The 20,694-nt window shown below is 70.6% G+C and carries 21 protein-coding genes; 12 read left to right on the top strand and 9 right to left on the bottom strand.

Translation table 11 applies throughout. From position 1 onward, the window contains the following. Window positions 1–48 precede the first annotated feature (48 nt). Entirely contained in the window at window positions 49–1,413 is a 1,365-nt protein-coding gene (locus AC07OY_RS14315) for a cation:proton antiporter (protein ID WP_495043265.1), read from the top strand. A gap of 138 nt (window positions 1,414–1,551) precedes the next feature. Beyond that, window positions 1,552–2,088 carry an HPP family protein gene (locus tag AC07OY_RS14310; protein WP_495043264.1) on the top strand — a complete coding sequence of 179 codons (537 nt, stop codon included), beginning with the start codon at window positions 1,552–1,554 and terminating at the stop codon, window positions 2,086–2,088. Here AC07OY_RS14310 and AC07OY_RS14305 read toward each other — a convergent pair. Beyond that, window positions 2,085–3,182, bottom strand: a complete 1,098-nt coding sequence (locus AC07OY_RS14305; RefSeq protein ID WP_495043263.1) for an alpha/beta fold hydrolase — start codon at window positions 3,180–3,182, stop codon at window positions 2,085–2,087. The genes AC07OY_RS14310 and AC07OY_RS14305 overlap by 4 nt on opposite strands. 14 nt (window positions 3,183–3,196) lie before the next feature. Then, window positions 3,197–4,384: an acyltransferase family protein gene (locus tag AC07OY_RS14300; protein ID WP_495043262.1), complete on the bottom strand. Its 1,188-nt coding sequence runs from the start codon at window positions 4,382–4,384 to the stop codon at window positions 3,197–3,199. A 153-nt stretch (window positions 4,385–4,537) separates the two neighbouring features. On the opposite strand from AC07OY_RS14300, the gene AC07OY_RS14295 reads away from it, so the two are divergent. The 3 genes from AC07OY_RS14295 to AC07OY_RS14285 are packed head-to-tail and all read left to right on the top strand — an operon-like array spanning window position 4,538 to window position 6,266. Continuing rightward, on the top strand, window positions 4,538–5,155 hold the full coding sequence (locus AC07OY_RS14295) for a hypothetical protein (RefSeq protein WP_495043261.1): 618 nt from the start codon (window positions 4,538–4,540) through the stop codon (window positions 5,153–5,155). Next, window positions 5,152–5,385 carry a helix-turn-helix transcriptional regulator gene (locus tag AC07OY_RS14290; protein WP_495043260.1) on the top strand — a complete coding sequence of 78 codons (234 nt, stop codon included), beginning with the start codon at window positions 5,152–5,154 and terminating at the stop codon, window positions 5,383–5,385. Before AC07OY_RS14295 ends, AC07OY_RS14290 begins: the two co-directional genes overlap by 4 nt. Next, a complete protein-coding gene (locus AC07OY_RS14285; protein WP_495043259.1) occupies window positions 5,382–6,266 on the top strand; it encodes an acyl-CoA thioester hydrolase/BAAT C-terminal domain-containing protein in 885 nt (294 codons plus the stop codon). The genes AC07OY_RS14290 and AC07OY_RS14285 overlap by 4 nt, the downstream gene beginning before the upstream one ends. On the opposite strand, the gene AC07OY_RS14280 is transcribed toward AC07OY_RS14285, so the two are convergent. Next, window positions 6,233–6,925, bottom strand: a complete 693-nt coding sequence (locus tag AC07OY_RS14280; RefSeq protein ID WP_495043258.1) for a LytR/AlgR family response regulator transcription factor — start codon at window positions 6,923–6,925, stop codon at window positions 6,233–6,235. The genes AC07OY_RS14285 and AC07OY_RS14280 overlap by 34 nt on opposite strands. Then, entirely contained in the window at window positions 6,913–7,980 is a 1,068-nt protein-coding gene (locus tag AC07OY_RS14275) for a sensor histidine kinase (RefSeq protein WP_495043256.1), read from the bottom strand. The genes AC07OY_RS14280 and AC07OY_RS14275 overlap by 13 nt, the downstream gene beginning before the upstream one ends. Window positions 7,981–8,121: 141 nt before the next feature. On the opposite strand from AC07OY_RS14275, the gene AC07OY_RS14270 reads away from it, so the two are divergent. Next, entirely contained in the window at window positions 8,122–9,879 is a 1,758-nt protein-coding gene (locus AC07OY_RS14270) for a BACON domain-containing protein (RefSeq protein WP_495043255.1), read from the top strand. A 150-nt stretch (window positions 9,880–10,029) separates the two neighbouring features. Here AC07OY_RS14270 and AC07OY_RS14265 read toward each other — a convergent pair whose 3' ends face one another. Both AC07OY_RS14265 and AC07OY_RS14260 read right to left on the bottom strand, forming a co-directional pair. After that, window positions 10,030–12,255: a M9 family metallopeptidase gene (locus AC07OY_RS14265; protein ID WP_495043254.1), complete on the bottom strand. Its 2,226-nt coding sequence runs from the start codon at window positions 12,253–12,255 to the stop codon at window positions 10,030–10,032. 221 nt (window positions 12,256–12,476) lie between these two features. Further along, the gene (locus AC07OY_RS14260) at window positions 12,477–13,268 is read right to left on the bottom strand and encodes a helix-turn-helix domain-containing protein (protein WP_495043253.1); all 792 of its coding nucleotides are present in this window, start codon (window positions 13,266–13,268) and stop codon (window positions 12,477–12,479) included. Between the two features lie 168 nt (window positions 13,269–13,436). Here AC07OY_RS14260 and AC07OY_RS14255 point away from each other — a divergent pair, with 168 nt between their 5' ends. Further along, on the top strand, window positions 13,437–14,576 hold the full coding sequence (locus tag AC07OY_RS14255) for a GGDEF domain-containing protein (RefSeq protein WP_495043252.1): 1,140 nt from the start codon (window positions 13,437–13,439) through the stop codon (window positions 14,574–14,576). Window positions 14,577–14,636: 60 nt separating this feature from the next. Beyond that, window positions 14,637–15,074: a hypothetical protein gene (locus AC07OY_RS14250; RefSeq protein ID WP_495043251.1), complete on the top strand. Its 438-nt coding sequence runs from the start codon at window positions 14,637–14,639 to the stop codon at window positions 15,072–15,074. Between the two features lie 11 nt (window positions 15,075–15,085). On the opposite strand, the gene AC07OY_RS14245 is transcribed toward AC07OY_RS14250, so the two are convergent. Beyond that, window positions 15,086–15,340: a hypothetical protein gene (locus AC07OY_RS14245; RefSeq protein WP_495043250.1), complete on the bottom strand. Its 255-nt coding sequence runs from the start codon at window positions 15,338–15,340 to the stop codon at window positions 15,086–15,088. Further along, complete coding sequence (locus AC07OY_RS14240) at window positions 15,337–15,549, bottom strand: hypothetical protein (RefSeq protein WP_495043249.1); 213 nt, start codon at window positions 15,547–15,549, stop codon at window positions 15,337–15,339. The genes AC07OY_RS14245 and AC07OY_RS14240 overlap by 4 nt, the downstream gene beginning before the upstream one ends. Before the next feature lie 187 nt (window positions 15,550–15,736). Here AC07OY_RS14240 and AC07OY_RS14235 point away from each other — a divergent pair, with 187 nt between their 5' ends. From AC07OY_RS14235 to AC07OY_RS14220, 4 genes are read left to right on the top strand one after another with little or no spacing between them, the layout of a single operon-like run. Further along, on the top strand, window positions 15,737–16,861 hold the full coding sequence (locus AC07OY_RS14235) for an MlaE family ABC transporter permease (RefSeq protein ID WP_495043248.1): 1,125 nt from the start codon (window positions 15,737–15,739) through the stop codon (window positions 16,859–16,861). Then, on the top strand, window positions 16,861–17,634 hold the full coding sequence (locus tag AC07OY_RS14230) for an ABC transporter ATP-binding protein (protein WP_495043247.1): 774 nt from the start codon (window positions 16,861–16,863) through the stop codon (window positions 17,632–17,634). The genes AC07OY_RS14235 and AC07OY_RS14230 overlap by 1 nt, the downstream gene beginning before the upstream one ends. After that, a complete protein-coding gene (locus tag AC07OY_RS14225) occupies window positions 17,631–18,686 on the top strand; it encodes an MlaD family protein (protein ID WP_495043246.1) in 1,056 nt (351 codons plus the stop codon). Before AC07OY_RS14230 ends, AC07OY_RS14225 begins: the two co-directional genes overlap by 4 nt. Next, entirely contained in the window at window positions 18,683–19,303 is a 621-nt protein-coding gene (locus AC07OY_RS14220) for a PqiC family protein (RefSeq protein ID WP_495043245.1), read from the top strand. The genes AC07OY_RS14225 and AC07OY_RS14220 overlap by 4 nt, the downstream gene beginning before the upstream one ends. Here AC07OY_RS14220 and AC07OY_RS14215 read toward each other — a convergent pair. Continuing rightward, the gene (locus tag AC07OY_RS14215) at window positions 19,300–20,694 is read right to left on the bottom strand and encodes an efflux transporter outer membrane subunit (protein ID WP_495043244.1); all 1,395 of its coding nucleotides are present in this window, start codon (window positions 20,692–20,694) and stop codon (window positions 19,300–19,302) included. The genes AC07OY_RS14220 and AC07OY_RS14215 overlap by 4 nt on opposite strands.

The following is a 20,694-nucleotide window of genomic DNA, read 5'->3' as shown; positions in this document are numbered from 1 at the left end:
CCGCGACGCGGCTCAGGGACAGCGATAGAAAAACGACGAGGAACAGCCATGGAATTCGACCTTCTTGCCATCCTGGGCGACGTGTTCGCCAAGCATGGCGCCGCGGCACCCGCGGTCGCCCAGACCTATTCACCGACGGACTTCAGCGTCCATTTCTTCCTGCAGCTCGGGATCATCATCCTGGCCTGCCGCGTGGTCGGCTGGCTGGGCTCCAAGTTCCTGGCCCAGCCCCAGGTGGTGGGCGAAATGATTGCCGGCGTGGTCCTCGGCCCGTCGCTGTTCGGCATGCTGGCGCCCGACATCCAGGCGGCCATCTTCCCCAAGGAGATGAAGAACGTGCTCTACACCGGCGCGCAGCTGGGCGTGGGCCTGTACATGTTCCTGGTCGGCACGACGCTGCGCCTGGACCACTTCGCCACCAAGGCCAAGAGCGCCATCGGCGTGTCCATCTCCGGCATCGCGGCGCCCTTCTTCATCGCCTTCCTGATCACGCCGCTGCTGCTGCAGGTGCCAGGGCTGTTCGCCGAGGGCATCTCGACGGCCAACGCGACGCTGTTCATGGGCGCCTGCATCGCGCTGACGGCCTTCCCCATGCTGGCCCGCATCATCAATGAGCGCGGCCTGGCCAACACCTCGCTCGGCACGCTGTCGCTGACGGCCGGCGCCTTCGACGATGCCGTGTCCTGGTGCGTGCTGGCCCTGGTGCTGGCGGCCTTTGGCGCCGGCCCCGGCGTGGCGGTGCTGGCCATCGGCGGCGGCGCCCTCTGGGCGGCCTTCGTGATGATCTTCGGCCGCAAGCTGCTGGCACCGCTGGGCCGCAGGGTCGAGCGTGAAGGCCAGATGAGCAACACGGTGCTGGGCATCACGCTGATCGCCTTCTGCACCTCGGCCTTCATCATGGACGCCGTCGGCATTCACGCCATCTTCGGCGGCTTCATCCTCGGCGCCGTCATGCCGCGCGGCCTGTTCGCCGCCGAGCTGAAGAAGAAGGTCGAACCGCTGACCGTGATCCTGCTGTTGCCGATGTTCTTCACCTACTCGGGCCTGAACACGCGCCTGGACATGATCAATTCGGTCCAGCTGCTGCTGATCGCCCTGGGCGTGCTGGCCGCCTCGGTGTTGGCCAAGTTCGGCGCCTGCTACCTGGCCGCCCGCATGGCCGGCGAGGACAACCGCACCGCCCTGGGCATCGGCGCGCTGATGAACTCGCGCGGCCTGATGGAGCTCATCATCATCAACATCGGCCTGCAGAAGGGCATCATCGGCCCGGCCCTGTTCTCCATGCTGGTGCTGATGGCCGTCATCACGACCATGATGGCCAGCCCGGTGTTCGAACTGGTCTACGGCAAGAAGGCCCGCGAATCCGGCGAACTGGGCGCCGTGCCCGGTTCGACGGCCAGCAGCACCGCCTGAGCACCGACCTGATCTCCACGCCGCCGCTGTGAGGTGTCGGCGGCGTTTGCCGGGGGCGGAGCCAAGGGCCTGCCCCTGTTTTTTTGCCCCGATCCGGCCTGATCCTTGCTAGATCTCCGGGACCTGCCGAGGACCTCCATGAGCGAGCTTGCATCCGGCGTCGTGGCACCGCCCGCCGAGCCGGCGCCCACCGTCCGCCAGCCCAGCCGCGCGCCCAGCTACAGCCTGCGCGCCGGCATCGTCGCCTGCGCCGGCGTCTTCACCATCATCGGCGTGCTGGGGATAGCGTCCTTCAACCTGGGCCTGCTGCTGCTGCTCGGTTCCTTCGGCTCCACAGCGGTCATGATGTTCACCTTCCCGGAGCTGCATTTCTCGCAGCCGCGCAGCGTCATCGGCGGCCACTTCATCTGCACGGCCGTGGGCTTGGCGGCGCTGACCCTGCTCGGCCCGAGCTGGTGGTCCCTCGCGACGGCGGCCGCGGTGTCGGCGGCGCTGATGATGGCGACGCGCTGCATGCACCCGCCCGCCGGCTCCAATCCCATCATCGTCTTCCTGGCCGCCCCGAAATGGGGCTTCCTGTTCTTCCCGACACTGGCCGGCGCCATCACCATGGTGGTGGTCGCCGTGATCTACCACCGGGCCACGCGGCGCGTGTATCCGGTCTACTGGTACTAGCGGGCCGCCAGCGGCCTGACGTGCTCGACGAGAGCGACGAGGAAGCGCCCCGGCTCCTCATGCGGCGCCAGATGCGCCGAATGCTCGAACCAGACCAGCTTCTTGGCCGGCGCCTTGAGCCGCGCCAGCCAGGGCTCGATGACCGAGGCCGGCGTCGTCAGGTCGTGGCGGCCGAGGAACATGAAGACCGGGAAGCGCGTCTCGCGGATGCGCGTGTGGTCGGTGCGCCGCATGTCGGGCAGCAGGGCCGGCACCGACAGCTGGCCACCCTGGTCGATGGCGACACGGTCCTCGAACTCGTAATAGGGCGACAGCCGCGCAGCGCGGTAGAAGAAGTTGGCGTTGTCGCGGTAGGCCGCCAGGCCGCCCCAGGCCTGCACCCATTTGCGCGTGACGTTGACCTTGGCGAAGGGGATCTCGCCGTCGCCCGGATAGGGCGCGATGGCCTCCAGCTCGGCCAGGGCAGTGGCGTCGCCACGCTTGCGCGCCTCGGCCAGCAGGGCCGCGTACTGCGCGCTCTCGTTGGCCTGCAGGGCCATCAGCGGCCCGACGCCCACATAGGCGCTGACCCACTCGGGCCGCGCCATGGCTGCGTCCATGCCGATGACATTGCCCCAGGAGTGGCCGAGCAGCACGACGCGCTCGACCTGGAGGCGCTGGCGCAGATGGGCCATCAGCTCGACCAGGTCCCGGGCCATGCGCTCGCGCGTCAGCTCGGCCTTGTTGGCCGCCTCGCCGCCATGGCGCAGGGTCTTGCCGGTGCCGCGCTGGTCCCACTGCACGACGGTGAAGAAGTCCTCCCAGCCGCGCTGGTAGGGCCAGCTGCGCCCCATCTCGGCGGCACCCGGCCCGCCATGCACATAGATCAGCACCGGGTTGGCGCGGTCGTTGCCGCGGATGGTGATCCACTGCTTGAGCCCGCCCAGCTCGACGGCCTCGCTGACCTCGACGGCATTCGGCGCCACGAGCTGCTGGCGCTCGGCAATCATCGGCCGCACCGTGGCGTAGGCCGGCTCGGCCGGCGGGGGTTCAACCGCCCGCGCGAAGCCGCAGGCCAGGAGCAGGGCGGCAAGCGCCGGGGCGAATCGGGACATCAGTCATGGCAGGGTCAGGACAAGGCTGCGGACCTTAGCACCGGTGCCGCAGCGCCACGCGGCTTGCGCTGGATGCCCATCAGCAGGGCCAGGCCCGGCACGCGGCGCAGCACGAGATAGGACGTTGCGCAGACACCCAAGGTCAGCACGATCAGCAGCACGGCTTCCAGGCCCCAGGGCAGGGCCAGCGGCTTCAGCCATTGGCTCAGCACGACGATGACGCTCTGGTGCAGGATGTAGAGGCAGAACACCGCCTTGCCGGCCTCGCGCAGCCATGGGGACTCCCGCGTGAAGGCGCGCTGGGCCCAGCCGCAGCAGGCCACGATGGCCCACCAGGTCAGCGCGCCGCGCACCGCGCGCGCAGCCGCCACCACGGCTTCGAGATGCTTGACCTCGTCGTAATGGCTGTTGAAGACGACCACGGCCACCCAGCCAGCCAGCGAGATGCCGAGGGCCGTCCAGCGCAGCCGCAGCGCCGCGGCCCAGAAGCCTGCAGCCAGCGGCGTGCGGCTGGCCCAGCCGATGGCGAACAGCAGTCCGTACTGAAGATGGTTGTAGAGGTCGTGCACGAGGTCGTGCGTGCTCGGGAAATGCGGCATGACGAGCACACGCAGCAGTGCCAGCGGCAGGGCCGGCAGCAGCAGCCAGGCCCAGGCGGGCAGGTGCAGCTCACCATGCCGGCTGATGAAGCGGACCGCCAGCGCACCCAGCACCGCGTAGACCCACAGATAGGGCAGGAACCACAGATGGTTCCAGGTCGGCATGTCCATGCAGTCATTGCCGCGGCAGGCCTTGCCGGCCGTCAGGTAGAAGCGCCAGAAGTCCAGGTAGCCGCCGTCGCCGGGCAGCACCTCGGGCGCCTGGGTCGCCACCTCGTAATAGGCCTGGGGCGTGACGATGACCAGCATGCCGAAGATCAGCGGCAGCAGCAGGCGCAGCGAGCGGTCCTTCAACGTGCCCAGCGCCCCGCGCCGGGCGAACAGCCCCTGGCAGGCCGCGCCGGCGATGAGGAAGAGCAGGCCCAGCCGCCACGGCGAGCTGAGCTGCATGAAGGGCTCGAGAACGCTGCTGGCCGCCGGGCTCTTCACATGCCAGTCCCAGGTCACGTAGTACATGCCGACGTGATAGGGGATCAGCAGCGCAAAGGCAGCGACGCGCAGGCCGTCGAGAAACGGCAGACGTGGGGCGGTGGGGGTGTTCATGGCCGCCAGCTTCGCGGCCGCGGCCTGCCGCCGCGAGCGCGCCGGGGCGAACGGCGGCTGGCGCGGGGCGACTCGCGACAGCGCTTCTCGCAGTTGTCTTGTAAACCAGACTTGATGTAATCTATGTTTTACATATTGTCTGGTTAAACATCCATGCTCTTCACCAACCTGGGCGTCGCCCTGGCCCTGCTGATCGGTATCGCGCTGCAGGCCTCGAACGGCCTGCTGCCGCTGCGGCCCGGCTTCGCCGGCGTCGTCCTCATCGTCGGCATCGCGCTGTGGCTGGTGCGGCATTGGCAGCAGCGCGCGGCGGCCGGCGCCGCCGTCATCGGCGATGCCGAGCGCCAGTCGCTGGCCTGGCTGCTCGGCGTGGCGGTGCTGGTGGGCTTCCTGGGCGCGGTGCTGTGGCAGATGCAGGGCCAGTTCGTGATGCACACGCACGCGGCCCATGCCGTGGGCATCGACACCTGGACCCTCTTCTTCGGCCTGCTGGTGGCGCTGCTGGTGCTGCGCCGCCATGGCTCGCGGGTGCGTGACGAGCGCGACCGCTGGCTGGCCCTGCGCGCCTCGCGCATCGGCTACCACGCGCTGCTGGTGCTGGTCACGCTGGTCATCCTGTTCATCGGCTTCCTGCCACCCGGCGTGCTGGAGCGCATCACGCCGGCCTGGTGGGCCCATGTGCTGATCCTGCAGATCGAGATCGCCGCGATGGCGCAATGCTGGTGGGCGCTGTGGGCCTACCGCCGCGACGCGGCCGGAGTGCCGGCTTGAGCGGCGATGGCACCGCGCGCAGCCCGGTGGGCAACCATCTGCGCCGGCTGCGCTTCGAGCACGGCGAGATGACGCAGGACGAGCTGGCCCGCGCCGCCGGCATCACGCGCCAGACCGTCATCGCGCTGGAAGCGCAGCGCTATGCGCCGTCGCTGGAGCTGGCCTTCCGCCTGGCCCATGTGTTCAACAAGCCGATCAACGAAGTGTTCTTCTGGAGCGAGCCGACATGATGCGATCCCTCTGCACCGCACTGCTGGGCCTGGCCCTGACCACCGCCACCAGCGCGGATGCCCCCCTGCCCGAGCACCACGGCCAGCTGCAGACGCGGCTCTTCCTCGGCAGCGGCGAGCGGCAGAAGCTGGTCGTCGGCTTCGGCGGCTCTGAGGGCGGCAATGCCTGGGGGTCGCGCGTCTGGGAGGCCGAGCGGCAGAAGCTGCTGGACGGTGGCTATGCGCTGCTGGCCGTGGGCTATTTCGGCCGCCCCGGCCTGCCGCCGATGCTGGACCGCATCGAGCTCGCCAGCATCCGCCGCGCCATCCGCGAGGCCCAGGCCGACCCACGCGTGGCCGACGGCTGCGCGGCCCTGGTGGGCGGCTCCAAGGGCGCCGAGCTGGTGCTGCTGCTGGCCACCCTCTTTCCCGACGAGGCCTCGGCGGTGGTCGGCATCGTGCCGGGCGACGCCGTCTTCCCGGCACTGACGATGGACCTGTCGACCTCCTCCTGGGCGCTGGACGGCAAGCCCCTGCCCTTCGCGCCCATGACCGAGGCCGCCGTGGCGCCCGCGATGCGCGGCGACAAGCGCGCCGCCTTCGCAGCCATCCGCGCCACCGCCCCGGCCGAGGCGCTGATCCGCATCGAGCAGCTGAAGGCACCGCTGCTGCTGATGTCGGCCACGCAGGACGAGCTCTGGCCCTCGCGCGAGATGGGCGACAACCTGATGCGCCGCCTCGACGCCCTGCCCGCGGCGCCCGTGCACGAGCACCGTGTGTTCGAGGGCGGCCACACGGTGCCGCAGCAGCACCTGGACGTCATGCGCGCCTTCCTGGACCGGCACTACGCCTGCCCTGCAAGCGCGACTCAGGACGCGAAGGCGTCGATGGCCGCGCGGTAGCCGCGCGACACGCGCAGCTGTTCGCCGCCCGCCAGCGTGAGCAGCGCCTCGCCGCTGGCCAGGCGTTCGATGCGCTGCACATGGGCCGTATTGACCGCATGGCTGCGGTGCACGCGCAGGAAGCGCGCGGCCCAGCCGGGGCGGGCCAGGGCATCGGCCAGCGTGGCGCGCTCCAGCAGGCTGCGCGGCGGCAAATGCAGCTCGATGTAGTTGTCGGCGGCCGAGATCCACTGCACGTCGGCAAGCTGGATGCGCTCCCCGTCCACCCACCATTCGCCGACCGGCGCCACCGGCCGCGCCAGCAGCTCGCGCACGCGCGCCAGTGCCTGCGACAGCCGCTCGGCCGTGTAGGGCTTGAGCAGATAGTCCAGGGCCGCGAGCTCGAAAGCCCGCAGCGCATGTTCGGCATGGGCCGTCGAGAAGATGACGCAGCGCACGCCGGCCTCGCGCAGCGCGGCGGCCAGCTGCACGCCGTTGCCGCCGGGCATCTCGATGTCGAGCAGGGCCAGGTCGGGCGGCGTGGCAAGGCCCCGCACCAGGGCCAGGGCCGCCGGTGCGTCGGGCGCTTCCAGCAGCTCGGCCACATCGGCCTCGGCCGCCAGCAGGCGGCGCAGCTTGGCGCGGGCGGCCGGCTCGTCGTCGACGATCAGCACTCGCACGGCAGCTCCAGGTTCAGCGCCATGCCGGAGCCGCTCGGACCGAACTCGATGCGGGCGGCGTCGCCATAGCGCGCCGCCAGCCGCTCGCGCAGATTGCGCAGGCCGAAGCCGCCATCGGGGTCGGGTGGCGACTCGGGCACCGACGTGTCACCGTGGTTACTGACGCTGAGCCGCAGCCTCCCGCCCGCGCGCTCGGCCCGCACGCTGACCGTCACACGGCCGCGATGCCGCGCCACGTCGTGCTTGACGGCGTTCTCCACCGGCGCGAGCAGCAGCAGGGCCGGCAGCCGGCATTCAGCGGCGCCCGCATCGGCCTCGATCTGCACGACCAGCCGCTCCGGCCCGAAGCGGGCCTGCATCAGCGCCAGGAAGGGCTGCACCAGGGCCAGCTCCTCGCGCAGCGAATGCTCGACGCGCTGCTGGGCCGCCAGGGTCTGGCGCAGCAGGTCGGCCAGCTGGCACAGCAGCCGGTCGGCCCGCGTCACGTCCTCGTACATGACGGAGGAGATCAGGTTCAGCGTATTGAACAGGAAGTGCGGCTGCACCTGGTCGGCCAGGCGGGCCAGCCGCGCCTCGGCGAGTTCGCGGCGCGCCCGGTCCAGCTCCTGGGCACGCGCCGCGGCCGCCTGCGCCATCCAGACGCCGCGCGAGATCAGGCAGAAGCTCAGGTAGCTGACCGCGTCCTTGCCGCCCTCGTAGACCAGCACCGTCTGCAGGTCATCGGGGTGGTAGCCCACGCCCGCCAGCGCGTAGACCGCAAAGCGCAGGCCGAACATGCCGCCGACGTGGACGAGGCTGAACAGCGGCATCGCCACCGCATGGGCCGCCAGCTGGCGCAGCCAGGGCCTTCCCCGCAGCCGCCCCATCAACGCGTGCACGCCCAGGGCCAGCGCGCCGATGACCACGACGGAGCTGAACTCCCACAGAAAGGGTTCCCAGGGGTGGCCGCGCCCCGTGAGCCGGTAGGTCTGCAGCGCCGAAATGCTGAGCAGCAGGCCGATGACGGCCAGCACGGCGAAATAGGGAAGGCGCCAGCGGCGCGGCAGCAGGGGCATGGCCAGAGGTTATCGCCCAGCCGATCGGCGCGGCCGGCATCCACCCCGAATTCAGGACCACTCGCCACAAAACGGCCGCGCCGCTCTGCTACCGTCACACCCGCCAGCACCCGCACAAGACGCGGCGCAGCAGGGAGAAAAATGATGTCTCGGTTTTGGCTGGCATTGGCCTGCGCGGCATTGGCCGCATGTGGGGGCGGCGGCGGCGGGGCGGCCCCGGGTGGCGGCAGTGTTACGCCGGCCCAAGGCCTGACACTGGATCAGACTGCCCTGGACTGGGACATCGAAGAAGCCGAGCCCGCGGGTCCGCTGGCCATCACGGGGGCCATCAACGGCGCCAGCGAGCCCGTCCTGCTGTTCGTGGAACACACCGATGTCGCGATCAGTTCCGCCCAGTTCGAGCTGACCGGCGCGACGACCGGCAAGCTGACCGTGAACCCCCGCCCATGGACAGCGCTCCAGCCGGGGAGCTACAAGGATCGCATCACGGTGCGCGCCTGCTTCGACAGCAAGTGCACGCGCGAGGTGCCGGGCAGCCCCAAGACCGTCGACGTCAACCTCAAGCTGCGCGCCGCCGCTGCGACGCCCGCGCTGGAGCTGTCGCAGTATGGCGTCGCGTTCGCGGCGGCACCCCATGGCAAGCGGCTCAGCCAGGCGGTCAAGGTTCGCGACACCGTCAGCAGCACCAGCTCATGGACCGCCACCAGCGACGCGGGCTGGCTGCAAGTCACGGCTTCTGGAAACTCGGGGGGCACCCTGACCCTGGCAGCGAACGACAGCGGCCTGGCGGAAGGCCAGCATGTGGCCACCGTGACGGTGCGTTCCGACAACCCGCGCATCACCGGCACGCAGACGCTCACCGCAGGCCTGTATGTCACGCGCGGCGCGCGGGCCGCCGAAATGGCGCAGCGGCCCCACAGCCATGACGCCGAGGCGGCCTTGCATGGCAGGAGCGCGGCGGTCGACCCCGTCCGCCCGGTGCTCTATGCCAGCTACACCGACAGGATCATTGCGCGCCATTTCTATACCGGCGAACTGCTGGCGACATGGCCGCTGCTGGGCGAAACCACCGGCAGTTTGCGCGGCAGCATCCTCAGCCTGGCAGTCAGCGACGACGGCCGCGAGCTGTATGCACTGGAACAGCGCAGCAAAAGCATCCACGTCATCGACCTGCAGCGCTCCCGCATCGACAGATCCTTCAGCGTCGCAAGCCTGGACGGCTTGTTCACCAATTTCGGCGCCGGGCGGATTGCCTTCTTCCGCCTCAGCGGCCGCGGCATGCTGCTGGCCAATGACGGACCGCTCTCCACCATCGGCGTCTCAACGCTGCTGAATCCCCAAACAGGGGCCAAGGAAGCGAGTCTGACCCTGGAGGGCGCAGGGCTGCACCTGCTGAACCTCGTCCCCAGCGTGGACGGTCGCTTCATCTACGCCGGCCAAAGCGACGGCTCGGCGCGGGAGCTGCTGCAAGTGCGCCCGGCGGTCAATTCGAAAGGCACGGTCTTCGCCCGCGTCGCGCGGGCGCCGGGAAGCTCGCCACAAGCCATGCCCGGCGGCGGCGTCATGGGTGGCTTCGACGTCTTTGTCAGCACGGACAGCGCGCTGATTGCCGCGCCCAGCCCCATCCGGGACGCCTTGAACGCACTCACCTTCCACTCGAAGATCGCCTGGGCATTGGGCAGCGACGGTCGCATGCTGGTCGGCACCAGCCCTTCGTCCTCCGGCCCGAGCGCGGACCTGTGGCTGCTGCGCGCCGACGGCAGCCTGCAGAGGTCCTGGAAGGACGCCTCCTTCGACAGCCAGGCCTTTCTGCCCAGCTTCCCGCTGCTGTCGATGAGCATTTCCAGCGACGGGTTGCGAGCGCAGAGCGACTACAAGCTGATCGATTTGCCGAACTAGCGCTTGGGCTTCTGGGCGCCGCCGCCCTTGACCATGCCGCCGCAGTTCGGCTTCCAGGCCCGGCGTGGCGCGCAGGTCGGTGTCGATCTGCACGCGCCGACACGGACGGCTGAGCGCGGCCCCGGCGGGGCCGCGCTTCGCTCCAGCGCGTCAGGGCGCCGGCATGTCGTAGGTGGCGGCAATGCGCACGCCGCTGTAGCTGGCGCTCGCGTTCTTGGAACCGAGCACGACGTAGTACCAGTCGGACGAAGCGGGCTGGCCGATGCTGACGCTCTGCGCCGTGCCGGGCTGGGCGGAGCGCGCCAGGTACTGGCTTGCAGTCGGCCAACGGCCATAGTCCACCGACAGGCTCACGTCGCCGCTGCCGCCACTGGTGGCGATGCGCACATTGCTTGCACCGGCCGGCAGGCGCAGGTAGAGATAGTTGACCGTGGCCGTGGGCAGCGGGAGGGTGCAGTTGCGACCCAGATACGGCGTGGGCTTGTCGCTGCAGGCGGGCAGATTGGGTTCCGTCGGCAGCGGGGGCTGGCCGGCCGTGGTGGCGCTGGCCGCCCAGCTGGCGAACTCGGCGTCATAGCGCGTGCCGATGGCCTGCATGCGCGCCTGGTAGCCGGCGTAGTCGCCCTGGCGGAACAAGGCCAGCGTGGCGTCCACGTCGCTGCGATGGCGCTCGACCATGAAGCGGGTGGCCATATAGCCCCAGCGGTAGGCGCGGCTGACGTAGTCGGCCATGTCGTAGGTGTTGCCGAAGATGTCGCTGAGCTTGTACTGGCCCGTGCGCGCGGCATCGATGGCGGCCTGGTTGTTGTTGCCCAGCGAGAGGTACTCGGCAATGCCTTCTATCCACCAGACCGTGGGCTTGGACGTGCCCAGCGCGAAGTCGCCGGCCATGTCGAAGCGGCCGTCGAGGTAGTGGATGTACTCGTGCTTGAGGTTCCAGATCTGGAAGTCGGGCAGCCAGGTGGCCTTGTAGGCGACGAAGCGTGCCTGGTTGGCCGCATCGGCGGGGTTGCCTTCGAGGTACATGCCGCCGTTGTCGGTGCTGATGCCGTAGAGCAGCGAGGCGTACTTCTGGTAGTTGGCGTAGTCGTCGAACACCACCACTTCCAGCGCGCCGTTGTTGTCATTGGCGACCGGCTTGCGTTGGGTCTTCAGCATGGTGTGGGCATAGCTCTCCTCGGCGGCCAGCTGGCTGCAGCTGTCGCTGAACTGCGCGGCGGTGAGCGACTGGGCGCGCACGCGCAGCGTGCTGCTGCAGCTCTGCGAGAACTTCAGCACCGCATCGGCCAGCGTCGCCTTGTAGTTGCAGGTGCCGTAGCTGGCGCAGTTGGCGTTGTCGTAGTAGCTGACGGCCTCGGCCGCGGCGGCCCACAGCGAGACGCTGTTGTCACCCGGCCGGCTGTTGGCCAGCGTGTCGCGGATCTGCTGGCTGACCGTGGGCAGCAGGGCCGGGTACTGGCCATAGCGCAGCGCCTCGCGCAGGGCGTCGTTGAGCTGATAGTCGTTGGCCGTGCCCAGCAGTGAGGCGCGGTTGCCGCGCACGAAGCCGTACAGGGCCTGGGTGTAGCTGGCGTCGTTCTGCAGCGCGGCCGTGGCGCCGTCGCGCCAGTGCACGTAGTACATGACCGTCAGCACGCCGGTGAAGCCCGCGCCCACGGTGCGGTCGCTCAGGGCCTGCGCGGCGCTCGGGTTGGCCGGCGTGTTGGTGAAGCGCGTGACCAGGCCGCGCATGCGGGGCATGTAGTACAGCTCGTCGTTCTGGTTGGTGATCAGCGTCATCACCTCGCCGGCCGTCGTGTAGCCGGGCGCGTTGCTGCGCATCAGCCGGCCGCCGTCGATCAGGCCGCCGATGGCGCTGCGCGTGAGGTCGCGCACGCCGGCCGGCAGGGCCGGGCCATTGCCGCCGCTCGCGACGTAGTAGCCGGCGCGCAGATAGAGGGCCAGGTTGACGAGGCGGATGTTGGTCGCGTCGTAGCTGGCGGACTCCTGCGCGAAGCGCTGCGCGACGGCCGTCGCGTTGGCGGCGCTGAAGACGGTGGCCGCGCGTGCGCCGCCGAGGGAGAACAGGCCGTAGTGGCAGTCGAAGGACGGCAGGCTGGCGATGTAGTCGGCCAGGGCGCTGCCCTGCAGGCCGGCGATCACGTTCATGTCCTCGCAGGGCCGCGCCGCGGCCAGCGCCTTCACGCGGCCGGTGACGGGTTTGACGGCATCGCGCGGCGGCGTCAGCAGCCGGTATTGCGTCTGCTCGGGCGAGGGTGGCAGGGCGCTGCGCTGGCTGGGGCGCGGCGCCTGCTGCCTGGGTTCTTCGTGGGCGTGGGCCAGCGTGGCCAGCGCGCCCAGCGCCAGGCTCGTTGCCAGGCGGTGCAAGGTCTTCATGGGTGTCTCCTGTGTTGACGCCGCTGCCGGTGATGTGGCGATGCAGCGGGGGCGCAACGTACGCGCGGCCCGGCGACCCGTCTTGTGCGGATTCGCTGCGATCGGCGAGGTGCTGCACCTGGCCGCAGGCGCGGCCTCAGCGCGGCTTCAATGGGCGCCGCGCGGGTTGTCCTGGGCCGGGTTGGCCCCAGGCGCGCCACGCGGGGCGCGGATACAAGACGTCACGCCTCGGGATGGATGCCGCGCACCCAGCGGCGAAAGGCCAGCGGCGTCAGGCCGGTCAAGGCGCGGAACTGCTTGGTCAGCGCGCTCTGGTCGCAGAAGCCACAGTCCAGCGCGATGTCGCTGATGCGCCGGTCGCTGGCCTGCAGCAGCCGCGCCGCGGCGTCGATGCGCAGCTTGGTGAGGTACTGGCTGGGGCTTAGGCGAAAGATCTTCTTCATGCGCCGCTCGAACTGCGCGACGTTGAGCCCGGCATGGTCGGCCAGCATCTCGACACCCAGCGGCTCGGCATGCCGCGCCTGCATCAGGTCCACGACGGCCGCCATGCGCGCATCGACCATGCCGGAGCGGCTGGGCTCCTCCAGGTCGCGCGACAGGCAGGCCAGGCCGATGACGTTGCCCGCCCGGTCATGCAGGGGCAGCTTGGTGCTGAGGCACCAGCCCGGCTCGCGGTTGGGGAACAGCGTCAGGTCGAGGTTGTCGAGCACGGGCTCGCCCGTGCGGAACAGCTGTTCGTCCTGGGCCATGTAGCGCTCAGCCATGTGGGCCGGGAAGAGCTGGCGCGCGGTGCGGCCGATGGCGTCGCCCTGGTGCACCAGGCCGCAGCGCTCGGCGCAGGCCTGCGAGATCGACACATAGCGGCCGCTGCGGTCCTTGATGGAGAAGACCATGTCGGGCTGGCGGTCGAACAGGCCCTCCACCCACACCAGCGGCTGCGCCAGCTCACGCAGGAACTGCTGGCGCCAATGCGCAACGCAGGGCTCGGGCGGGGGCGCGTCAAGGCAGATCAAGGCGGGGCGGCGGGCAAAGGGGCGCGCAGTGTGGCGCGGCGCTTTGCCCCCAGCCAGCCCCGATCCGGGTGACGCATCAACCCGGATTGCGCACTATTCCCATCCGGGCTCCACCGTCCCGGCCCCTAGACTCGCGAATCGGCGGGAGGAAGGCCAATCGTGCTGGACATGCTGCAGCTTCGCACCATCAGCGGCGTCACCGGGGTGATGGGCTGCCTGATGGCGCTGGTCATGTTCTTCCAGCGCCGCAGCTATCCGCCGTCCATCCACGGCCTGGGCCATTGGGCGGCCGCGCCGCTGGTGGCCTTCGCATCGGCGGTGCTGTTCACGCTGCGTGGCAAGCTGCCGGATCTGCTGTCCCTGGGCCTGGCCAATGCGCTGATGTTCGCCGGCGCCGTGCTCTTCGTGGCGGGCAGCTACCGCTTCTTCGAGCGGCCGCTGTCGCGGCGCGCCACCGGGCTGCTGTGGCTGATCGGCCTGGGCATCGTCGGCTTCATGCACTTCTTCACCGGGCCCTATGGCTGGCGGGTGCTGTTCATGGGCGTGCTGCTCGGCGGCGTCGGCGGCTGGCATGCGCACTTCATCTGGAACCGGCCGGTGCACAGCTTCGCCACCCGCTTCACCATCGTCGCCCTGCTGGTCAGCAGCACCATCATCCTGGCCCGCGCGGTCACGGCGCCCTTCATGCAGCCGCAGGAAGGCCTGTTCACGCCGTCGCCCATGCAGGTCGTCTATCTGCTGGGCCTGGCCTTCGGCACGCTGCTGACCAGCATAGGCACGGTGCTGATGGCTGCCGAGCATCTGCGCCAGGAGCTGGAGCGCCTCATCACCCACGACAGCCTGACCGGCGCGCTGACGCGCCGCGCGCTGTTCACCAGTGGCGAGGCGGAGCTGTCACGCGCCCGGCGCCAGGGCCGCCCGCTGTCGGTGCTGATGCTGGACCTGGACCATTTCAAGCAGATCAACGACGCCCACGGCCATCTGGTGGGCGACCGCGTGCTGGCGGACTTCGTCCAACGCGCCCACGCCGTGCTGCGCCGGCCGGCCGTGCTGGGCCGCTATGGCGGCGAAGAATTCGTGGCCCTGCTGCCCGACACCGACGGACCCCAGGCCCTGGCGGTGGCCGAACGCATCCGCGCCAGTGCCTGTGAAGAGGCGACGCTGCCCTGCTACCGCGTCAGCATCGGCGTGGCGACGGCAAGAGCCGAGGACACGCTGGACACCCTGCTCAACCGCGCCGACGCCGGCCTCTACCAGGCCAAGGCCCAAGGCCGCAACCAGGTGGTGCAGCGGCTGGCCGCGTCCTAGCCGCCTGGTGCGCCGCATCGGCGAGACTGCATCCATTCGCGATCGCCCCGCCTCACTCCCGTGCAAGTCCTCACCGTCCAGCTTGAGCGCGTCTTCGACGTTCAGCATCGCAGCAGCGGTAACTATCCGCATGTGCAGTTCTCCTGCATCGCGGATGGGGAACGTCATCTCTCCGTGGAGTTGCCTGGCTCACCCCGGCTGGAGGTCGGGGACCGCGTCACTGTCGTGCTCAGAACGCCGGGCAGCTGGCAGTCCATCGCGGGCTGGAAGAACCATGTGAACGGCGAAGTCCTGCTGACCGGTTCCATGTGGCTGCTGATGGCGCCCTTCCTCTGCCTGATGACCGTTGTCACCGGTTGGCTGTGCCTGACCGCCGACAACACCGGCCAGCGCATCGCCAGCGGTGCCGCCTTTGTCGTCTTGCTGCTGTTGGCGCTTGTCGTCATGGAGCAGGCCAAGGCCGCCTGGCGCGCCCGCGAACTGCTCATCAGCGACTAGCGCACGGCAGCTCAACGGCCCGGGCGCCCCTTCTGGTCGCCCGCGCCATGCTCGCCACCCTTCACCATGTCGCCACGGCGATCGGCGTCCAGCCCCGGCGTGGCGCGCAGGTCGGTGTCGACCTGGCCCTGCTTGAGATCCCGCGCGGCGCGCTTCACCTGCGGGTCCGGCTCGGGGTTGGTCGCGGTGTTCTGCTGATCGCGCTCATGCGGCAGCGAGGGCTTGCCCTCGGGCCGGGCGGCATCGGGATTGATGGTCTTGCTCATCGCTTGGCGTGGCTCTTGCCAGCTTCTTCGGCCTCACGCAACTCGCGTGCTTCGTCGATGCTGTGAGGCGCAGCCTCGCGCGCAGCGGGCTCGACGGCACCGCTCTTCACAAACTTCTCGGCCGATTCACGGTGGCGGCGGGCGGCGTCGTAGTTGCCTTCGCCTTGCAGGCCGTCTCCCTGAGCGGGTGTCTTGGCGGTGGATTTCATGGCGGGCTCCTGAATCGAGTGGGCTGACTACAACTTTCGTCGCCGCTGCGCGCACGCGCGGTCGTCCGGGCCGCCTTTGGCGTGTCGGTCCGCACCGACAACCCGCCCGCGGCGGCGCGCCGTCCTACAAATCGCGCCGTCGGCGTCCGGGCCGCGAACGGGCAGCCGGGACAGAGCATGCAGCGTCATGTCCCCTGCCGCCTCCTCCCCCCTGCCTTCGTCCGACGCTGTCGGCGTGGACGAGGCGCGCTGGGAGGGCGAGGGGCAGCAGTGGCGGCTGGTGCTGGCGGGCGACGGCGGCGACGTGGACCTGCCCAAGCCGCCCGCGGAACTGCCGGTCGCCGACGGCACACGGCTGGGGTTTGACAGCTCGGCCCTGTCGCACTGGCAGCCGCCGCTGGCCGGCGCGCTGTGGCAACTGCTGGCGCCGCTGGCGCGTGGTGGCGTGCAACTGGACCTGGCGGGACTGCCGCGCGGCCTGCAGCCCTTGCTGGGGCTGAGCCTGCCTCATACCCAGGCGCCCAAGAAGAAGGCCGAAGAGGAAGAAGCAGAAGCCCCCGATCCCGAATGGCGCAAGACCCTGGTCTTCATCGGCGACACGCTGGCCGCCGTCGGCCGGCTGGCACGCGGCCGCACCGCCATGCGCATGAGCGACTGGCTGTGGCAGATCGAGCAGACCGGCCCGCGCAGCCTGCCCATCGTGCTGCTGGTCAGCTCGCTGGTCGGCCTCATCGTGGCCTATATGGGCGCCGAGCAATTGCAGCGCTTCGGCGCGCAGAGCTTCATCGCCAACCTCGTCACCATCGGCGTGGTGCGCGAGATCGCGGCGCTGGTGGTCGGCATCGTGCTGGCCGGGCGCGTCGGTGCGGCCTTCGCGGCCCAGATCGGCAGCATGCGCGCCGGCGAGGAGATCGACGCGCTGACGACACTGGGCGTCGACCCGGTCGAGCACCTGGTGCTGCCGCGCATGCTGGCCCTGCTCGTCACCGGGCCGCTGCTGACGCTGTGCGCCGGCGTGGCCGGCCTGGCCGTGGGTGGGGCAGTAGCCGTCGTGCTCTACGACGTGCCGCCGGCCGCCTATCTGGCAACGACGCGCGAGGCGCTGGCGGGCTGGGACCTCTTCGTCGGCCTGCTCAAGGGCAGCGTCTATGCGGTGCTGGTCGCCCTGGCCGGCTGCCGCCAGGGCCTGAATGCCGGCCGCAGTGCCCAGGCCGTGGGCGAGGCGACGACGGCAGCCGTCGTGCAGGCCATCGTGTGGATGGTCATCGCTGCGTCGCTGCTGACCGTCATCTTCCAACGTCTGGACGTGTGATGGCCGACGAAGTGCTGATGAAGGTCGAGAACCTCAGCCTGCATGCCGGCGGCAGGGAGCTGCAGCACGGCCTGAACTTCGAGGTCAAGGCCGGCGAGGTGCTGGCCATCGTCGGCGCCAGCGGCTGCGGCAAGAGCACGCTGCTGCGCCACATGATCGGCCTGCAGACGCCGCGCACCGGCCGCGTGCTGTGGACGGCGAATGGCGAGGAGCGCGACGTGCATGGCGACGACCCGCCGCGGCGCGAGATCGGCGTGGCCTTCCAGGCCGGTGCGCTGTGGAGCAGCATGACGGTCGGCGAGAACCTGATGCTGCCGCTGGAGCTCTACACCGAGCAGGACGAAGCCGAGCGCGAGCGCCAGGCACGCTTCAAGCTCGCGCTGGCCGGCCTCGACGACCCCGCCACCTTCGACGCCGAACCGGCCGCGCTGTCGGGCGGCATGAGGAAGCGTGCGGCCATCGCTCGCGCGCTGATGCTGGACCCACCGCTGCTGTGCCTGGACGAACCCTCGGCCGGCCTGGACCCGCTGACCTCGGCGCGGCTGGACGGCCTCATCAAGAAGCTCAAGGACGAACTCGGCCGCGCCATCGTGCTGGTCACGCACGAGCTGGAGAGCCTGTTCGCGGTTGCCGACCGCGTGCTCTTCCTCGATGTCGAGGCACACACGGCGACGGCGCTCGGGCCGCCCGCCGAGTTGCGCGACCACGGGCCGGACGCGGTGCGCGAGTTCCTGACCCGCGGCCAGGCCGACACCGAAAGGAAGGCGGCATGAGCACGTCCAAACGCCGCCGCGCCAGCCCCTTGGTCATCGGCGCCTTCGTCGTGTCGGCCCTGGCCCTGCTGGCCATCGCGCTGATCGCCCTGCCCGGCCGGCATTGGTTCAAGCAGCCGGAGCGCGTCGTGATGTTCTTCTCCGGCTCGGTCTTCGGGCTTCAGAAGGGCGCGCCGGTCGTCTTCCGCGGTGTGCGCATCGGCGACGTCACCGACATCACCGTGCACTACGACAGCAAGTCCGACACCTTCGCCATCCCCGTCATCGCCGACCTCGACGCCGACGCCGTGCGCGGCCTGGACGGTCGCATGGGCAACGACGACATCGGCCACGCCCTGCCCACGCTGATCAAACGCGGCCTGACCGGCCAGCTCGGCACGCAAAGCCTGCTGACCGGCCAGCTCTACATCGACCTGGACTTCCGCACCAAGCCAGCCGGCAAGCTGCACGGCGGCTACAAGGGCGACGCCACCGAGATCCCGACCAGCGCGACGGCCTTCCAGGCGCTGAAGGACCAGCTCGAGAGCGTGGACCTGAGGAAGATCGTCGACGACCTCAGCCAGATCGCCAACTCGGCGCGCCAGCTGATCGCGGCACCGGAACTCAAGCAGGGCCTGAAGGACTTCGCCGCCACCGCCACCCATGCCCGCAGCCTGGCCGCCCAGCTGGACCGCCGCGCCGCGCCGCTGACGCGCAGCGCCGAGAGCGCGATGGCCAGCGTGGACCGCGCGGGCGACAAGGTGTCGAGTGCCGCCGACAAGCTCGGCACCGGCGCCGACCGCGCCAGCGAGCTGCTCGACCCCAAGGGACCGACCGTGCGCGACGTGCAGCGCGCCGTCAACGAGCTGGCCCAGGCCAGCGCCTCGCTGCGCGAAGCCGCCGACGGCGACGGCCCGCTGCTGCAGCAGACCGAACGCACCATGCGCGAGCTGTCGCAGGCGGCGCGGGCGCTGCGCCAGCTGGCCCGCTCGCTGGATGCCCAGCCGCAGCAGCTGCTGCTGGGCCGCCAGCCCGATGCTCCCCCACCCGCCGCGCCGGAGGCTGCCAAATGACGACGACCGCCCTGGACCCGCGCCGCCGCGGCCTGCTGATGCTGGCCGCCGCGACCTTCATCACCGGCTGCTCGACGCGCAACACGCCGCCGCGCCGCCTCTATGGCCTGACCGGCACGCCGCCGCTGCCGCCGGACGCCAAGCCCGGCCAGGACAGCCGTGCCTGGGTGCTGAGCCCGCAGCTGGCCCTGCCCGACCTGCTGGACCGGGACGAGATCCTGGTTGCCGAAGGCAGTGCCGGCCTGCGTCCCCTGCCCGAGGCACGCTGGGCCGAGCCGCTGCGCGAGGCGCTGCCGCGGCTGCTGGCCGAGGACCTGTGGCGGCTGCGCCAGCCCTACCCCGTCACCGTCGGCAAGCAGAACACGCCCGACGGCGAGTCGCTGCGCCTCGTCGTGCAGGTGGACGAATGGCTGGCCCGGCCCGATGGCGCCGGGCTGCAGCTGCGCTTGCGCGCCCGCTGGCACTGGCTGCCGCTGCAAGCGCCGCGCGACACCACGCTGCCGGCGCCCGGCTCGGCCGACCTGAGCCTGCCCTGCAGCCTGCAGGCGGATGCGCTGGCCGACACCTACCGCCGCAGCGTCATGCAGCTGGCGGCACGTATCGTCGCGGCTTCCTAGGGCGCGGACGCCGTGAGGCGGGCCGCAAACGCCTTGTGCACGCCCAGCAGCGCAGCCGCGCGCTGGGTCTGCACCTGGATCAGCGCATCCGCCGCCGCGAGGCGGTCCTGCTCGGCCTGGAGCAGGGCATAGAAGTCGGTCACACCGGCATCGAAGCGCTTGAGGGCCAGTTCGCGGGCGCGCACGGTCGCGTCCGCGGCCGTGGCCTGGGCCGTGGCCTGCAGCTCGGTCTCGCGCAGCGTGGAGAGGACCCCCTGGGCATCCTGCAGAGCCACCAGCTGGGCCTGCTCGGCGTTCGCGACGGCCGCTTCAAACCCGGCGCGGGCCGCGCTCTCCTCGGCCTTGCGGGCGCCGAAGTCCAGGAAGTTCCAGTTCAGCGCCGCCGCGATGCTGTGGATCTGCGTGCCGCTCTTGAACAGGTCTGAGGCGCTGCCGGCGCTCCAGCCGATCTGGCCGGTCAGGCCGATGCTGGGCCAGCGCGCGGCCCAGGCGACATGGGCGCGCGAGGCGGCCGCCTGGGCGCGCGTGGCCGCGGCTTTCACGTCGGGGCGCTGCGCCAGCAGGCCGGCCGGATCGGGCAGCGTGCCGAGGCTGACGAGGCGGGGCTCGGGCATGGCGGGCAGCGGGTCGCTGTCGGCCTTGTCGCAATCGGCCGGCGGCTGGCCGCGCAGCACGTCGAGCTGCAGGCGGGTCAGGCAGGCGGCATTGCGCAGGGCCGGTACGCTGGCCGAGGTCTGGGCCACCAGCGCCTCCGCGCGGGCCTGGTCGAGTGCCGTGCCACGGCCGGCGCCGACGCGGGCCTTCACCAGATCGAGCAGCTGGTTCTGCACGACCACGGTCTCCTTGGCCAGCTTGAGCCGATGGCCGAGGCCGATGAGCTGGGTCTGCAGATTGAGCGCGGTGCCGGCCAGGCTGAGCTGGGCGGCGTCGCGGTCCAGCGCGGCACTTTGCGCGTCGTAGCTGGCGGCCTGGGCATTGGCGGCGGCGCGGCCCCACAGGTCGATCTCCCAGGCCGCCGTCGCATTGACGCCGTAGCTGGTGAAGTTGTTGAACTGGCCCTGTTCGTTGGGCGCGCGCTGGCGGCTGGCGCTGGCGCCCAGGCCGACGGCGGGCAGGCGCTGGGCGCCAGCGGCCGTGGCCAGGGCCTCGGCCTGCTTGAGGCGGGCGGCCGAGGCGCGCAGGTCGCGGTTGTTGGCCAGCACCTCGTCGACGACGCGCTGCAATTGCGCGCTGTCGACAAAGGCCTGCGTCATCGTCGCCGCGCCGGGGTTGGCGGCCGGCAGCTGGGCGAATTTCTCAGGGGCCAGGTTGGCCGGTCCCTTGGACAGGCCGGGGGCCGCGCAGCCGGCCAGTGCGACGGCGAAAGCGAGGGGGGTCAGACGGACCAGCAT

The organism is Roseateles sp. GW821-FHT09H10 (genome assembly GCF_059415865.1).
Note: the sequence above shows the minus strand (reverse complement) of the source record. Positions and strands in the feature narration are given on the sequence as shown.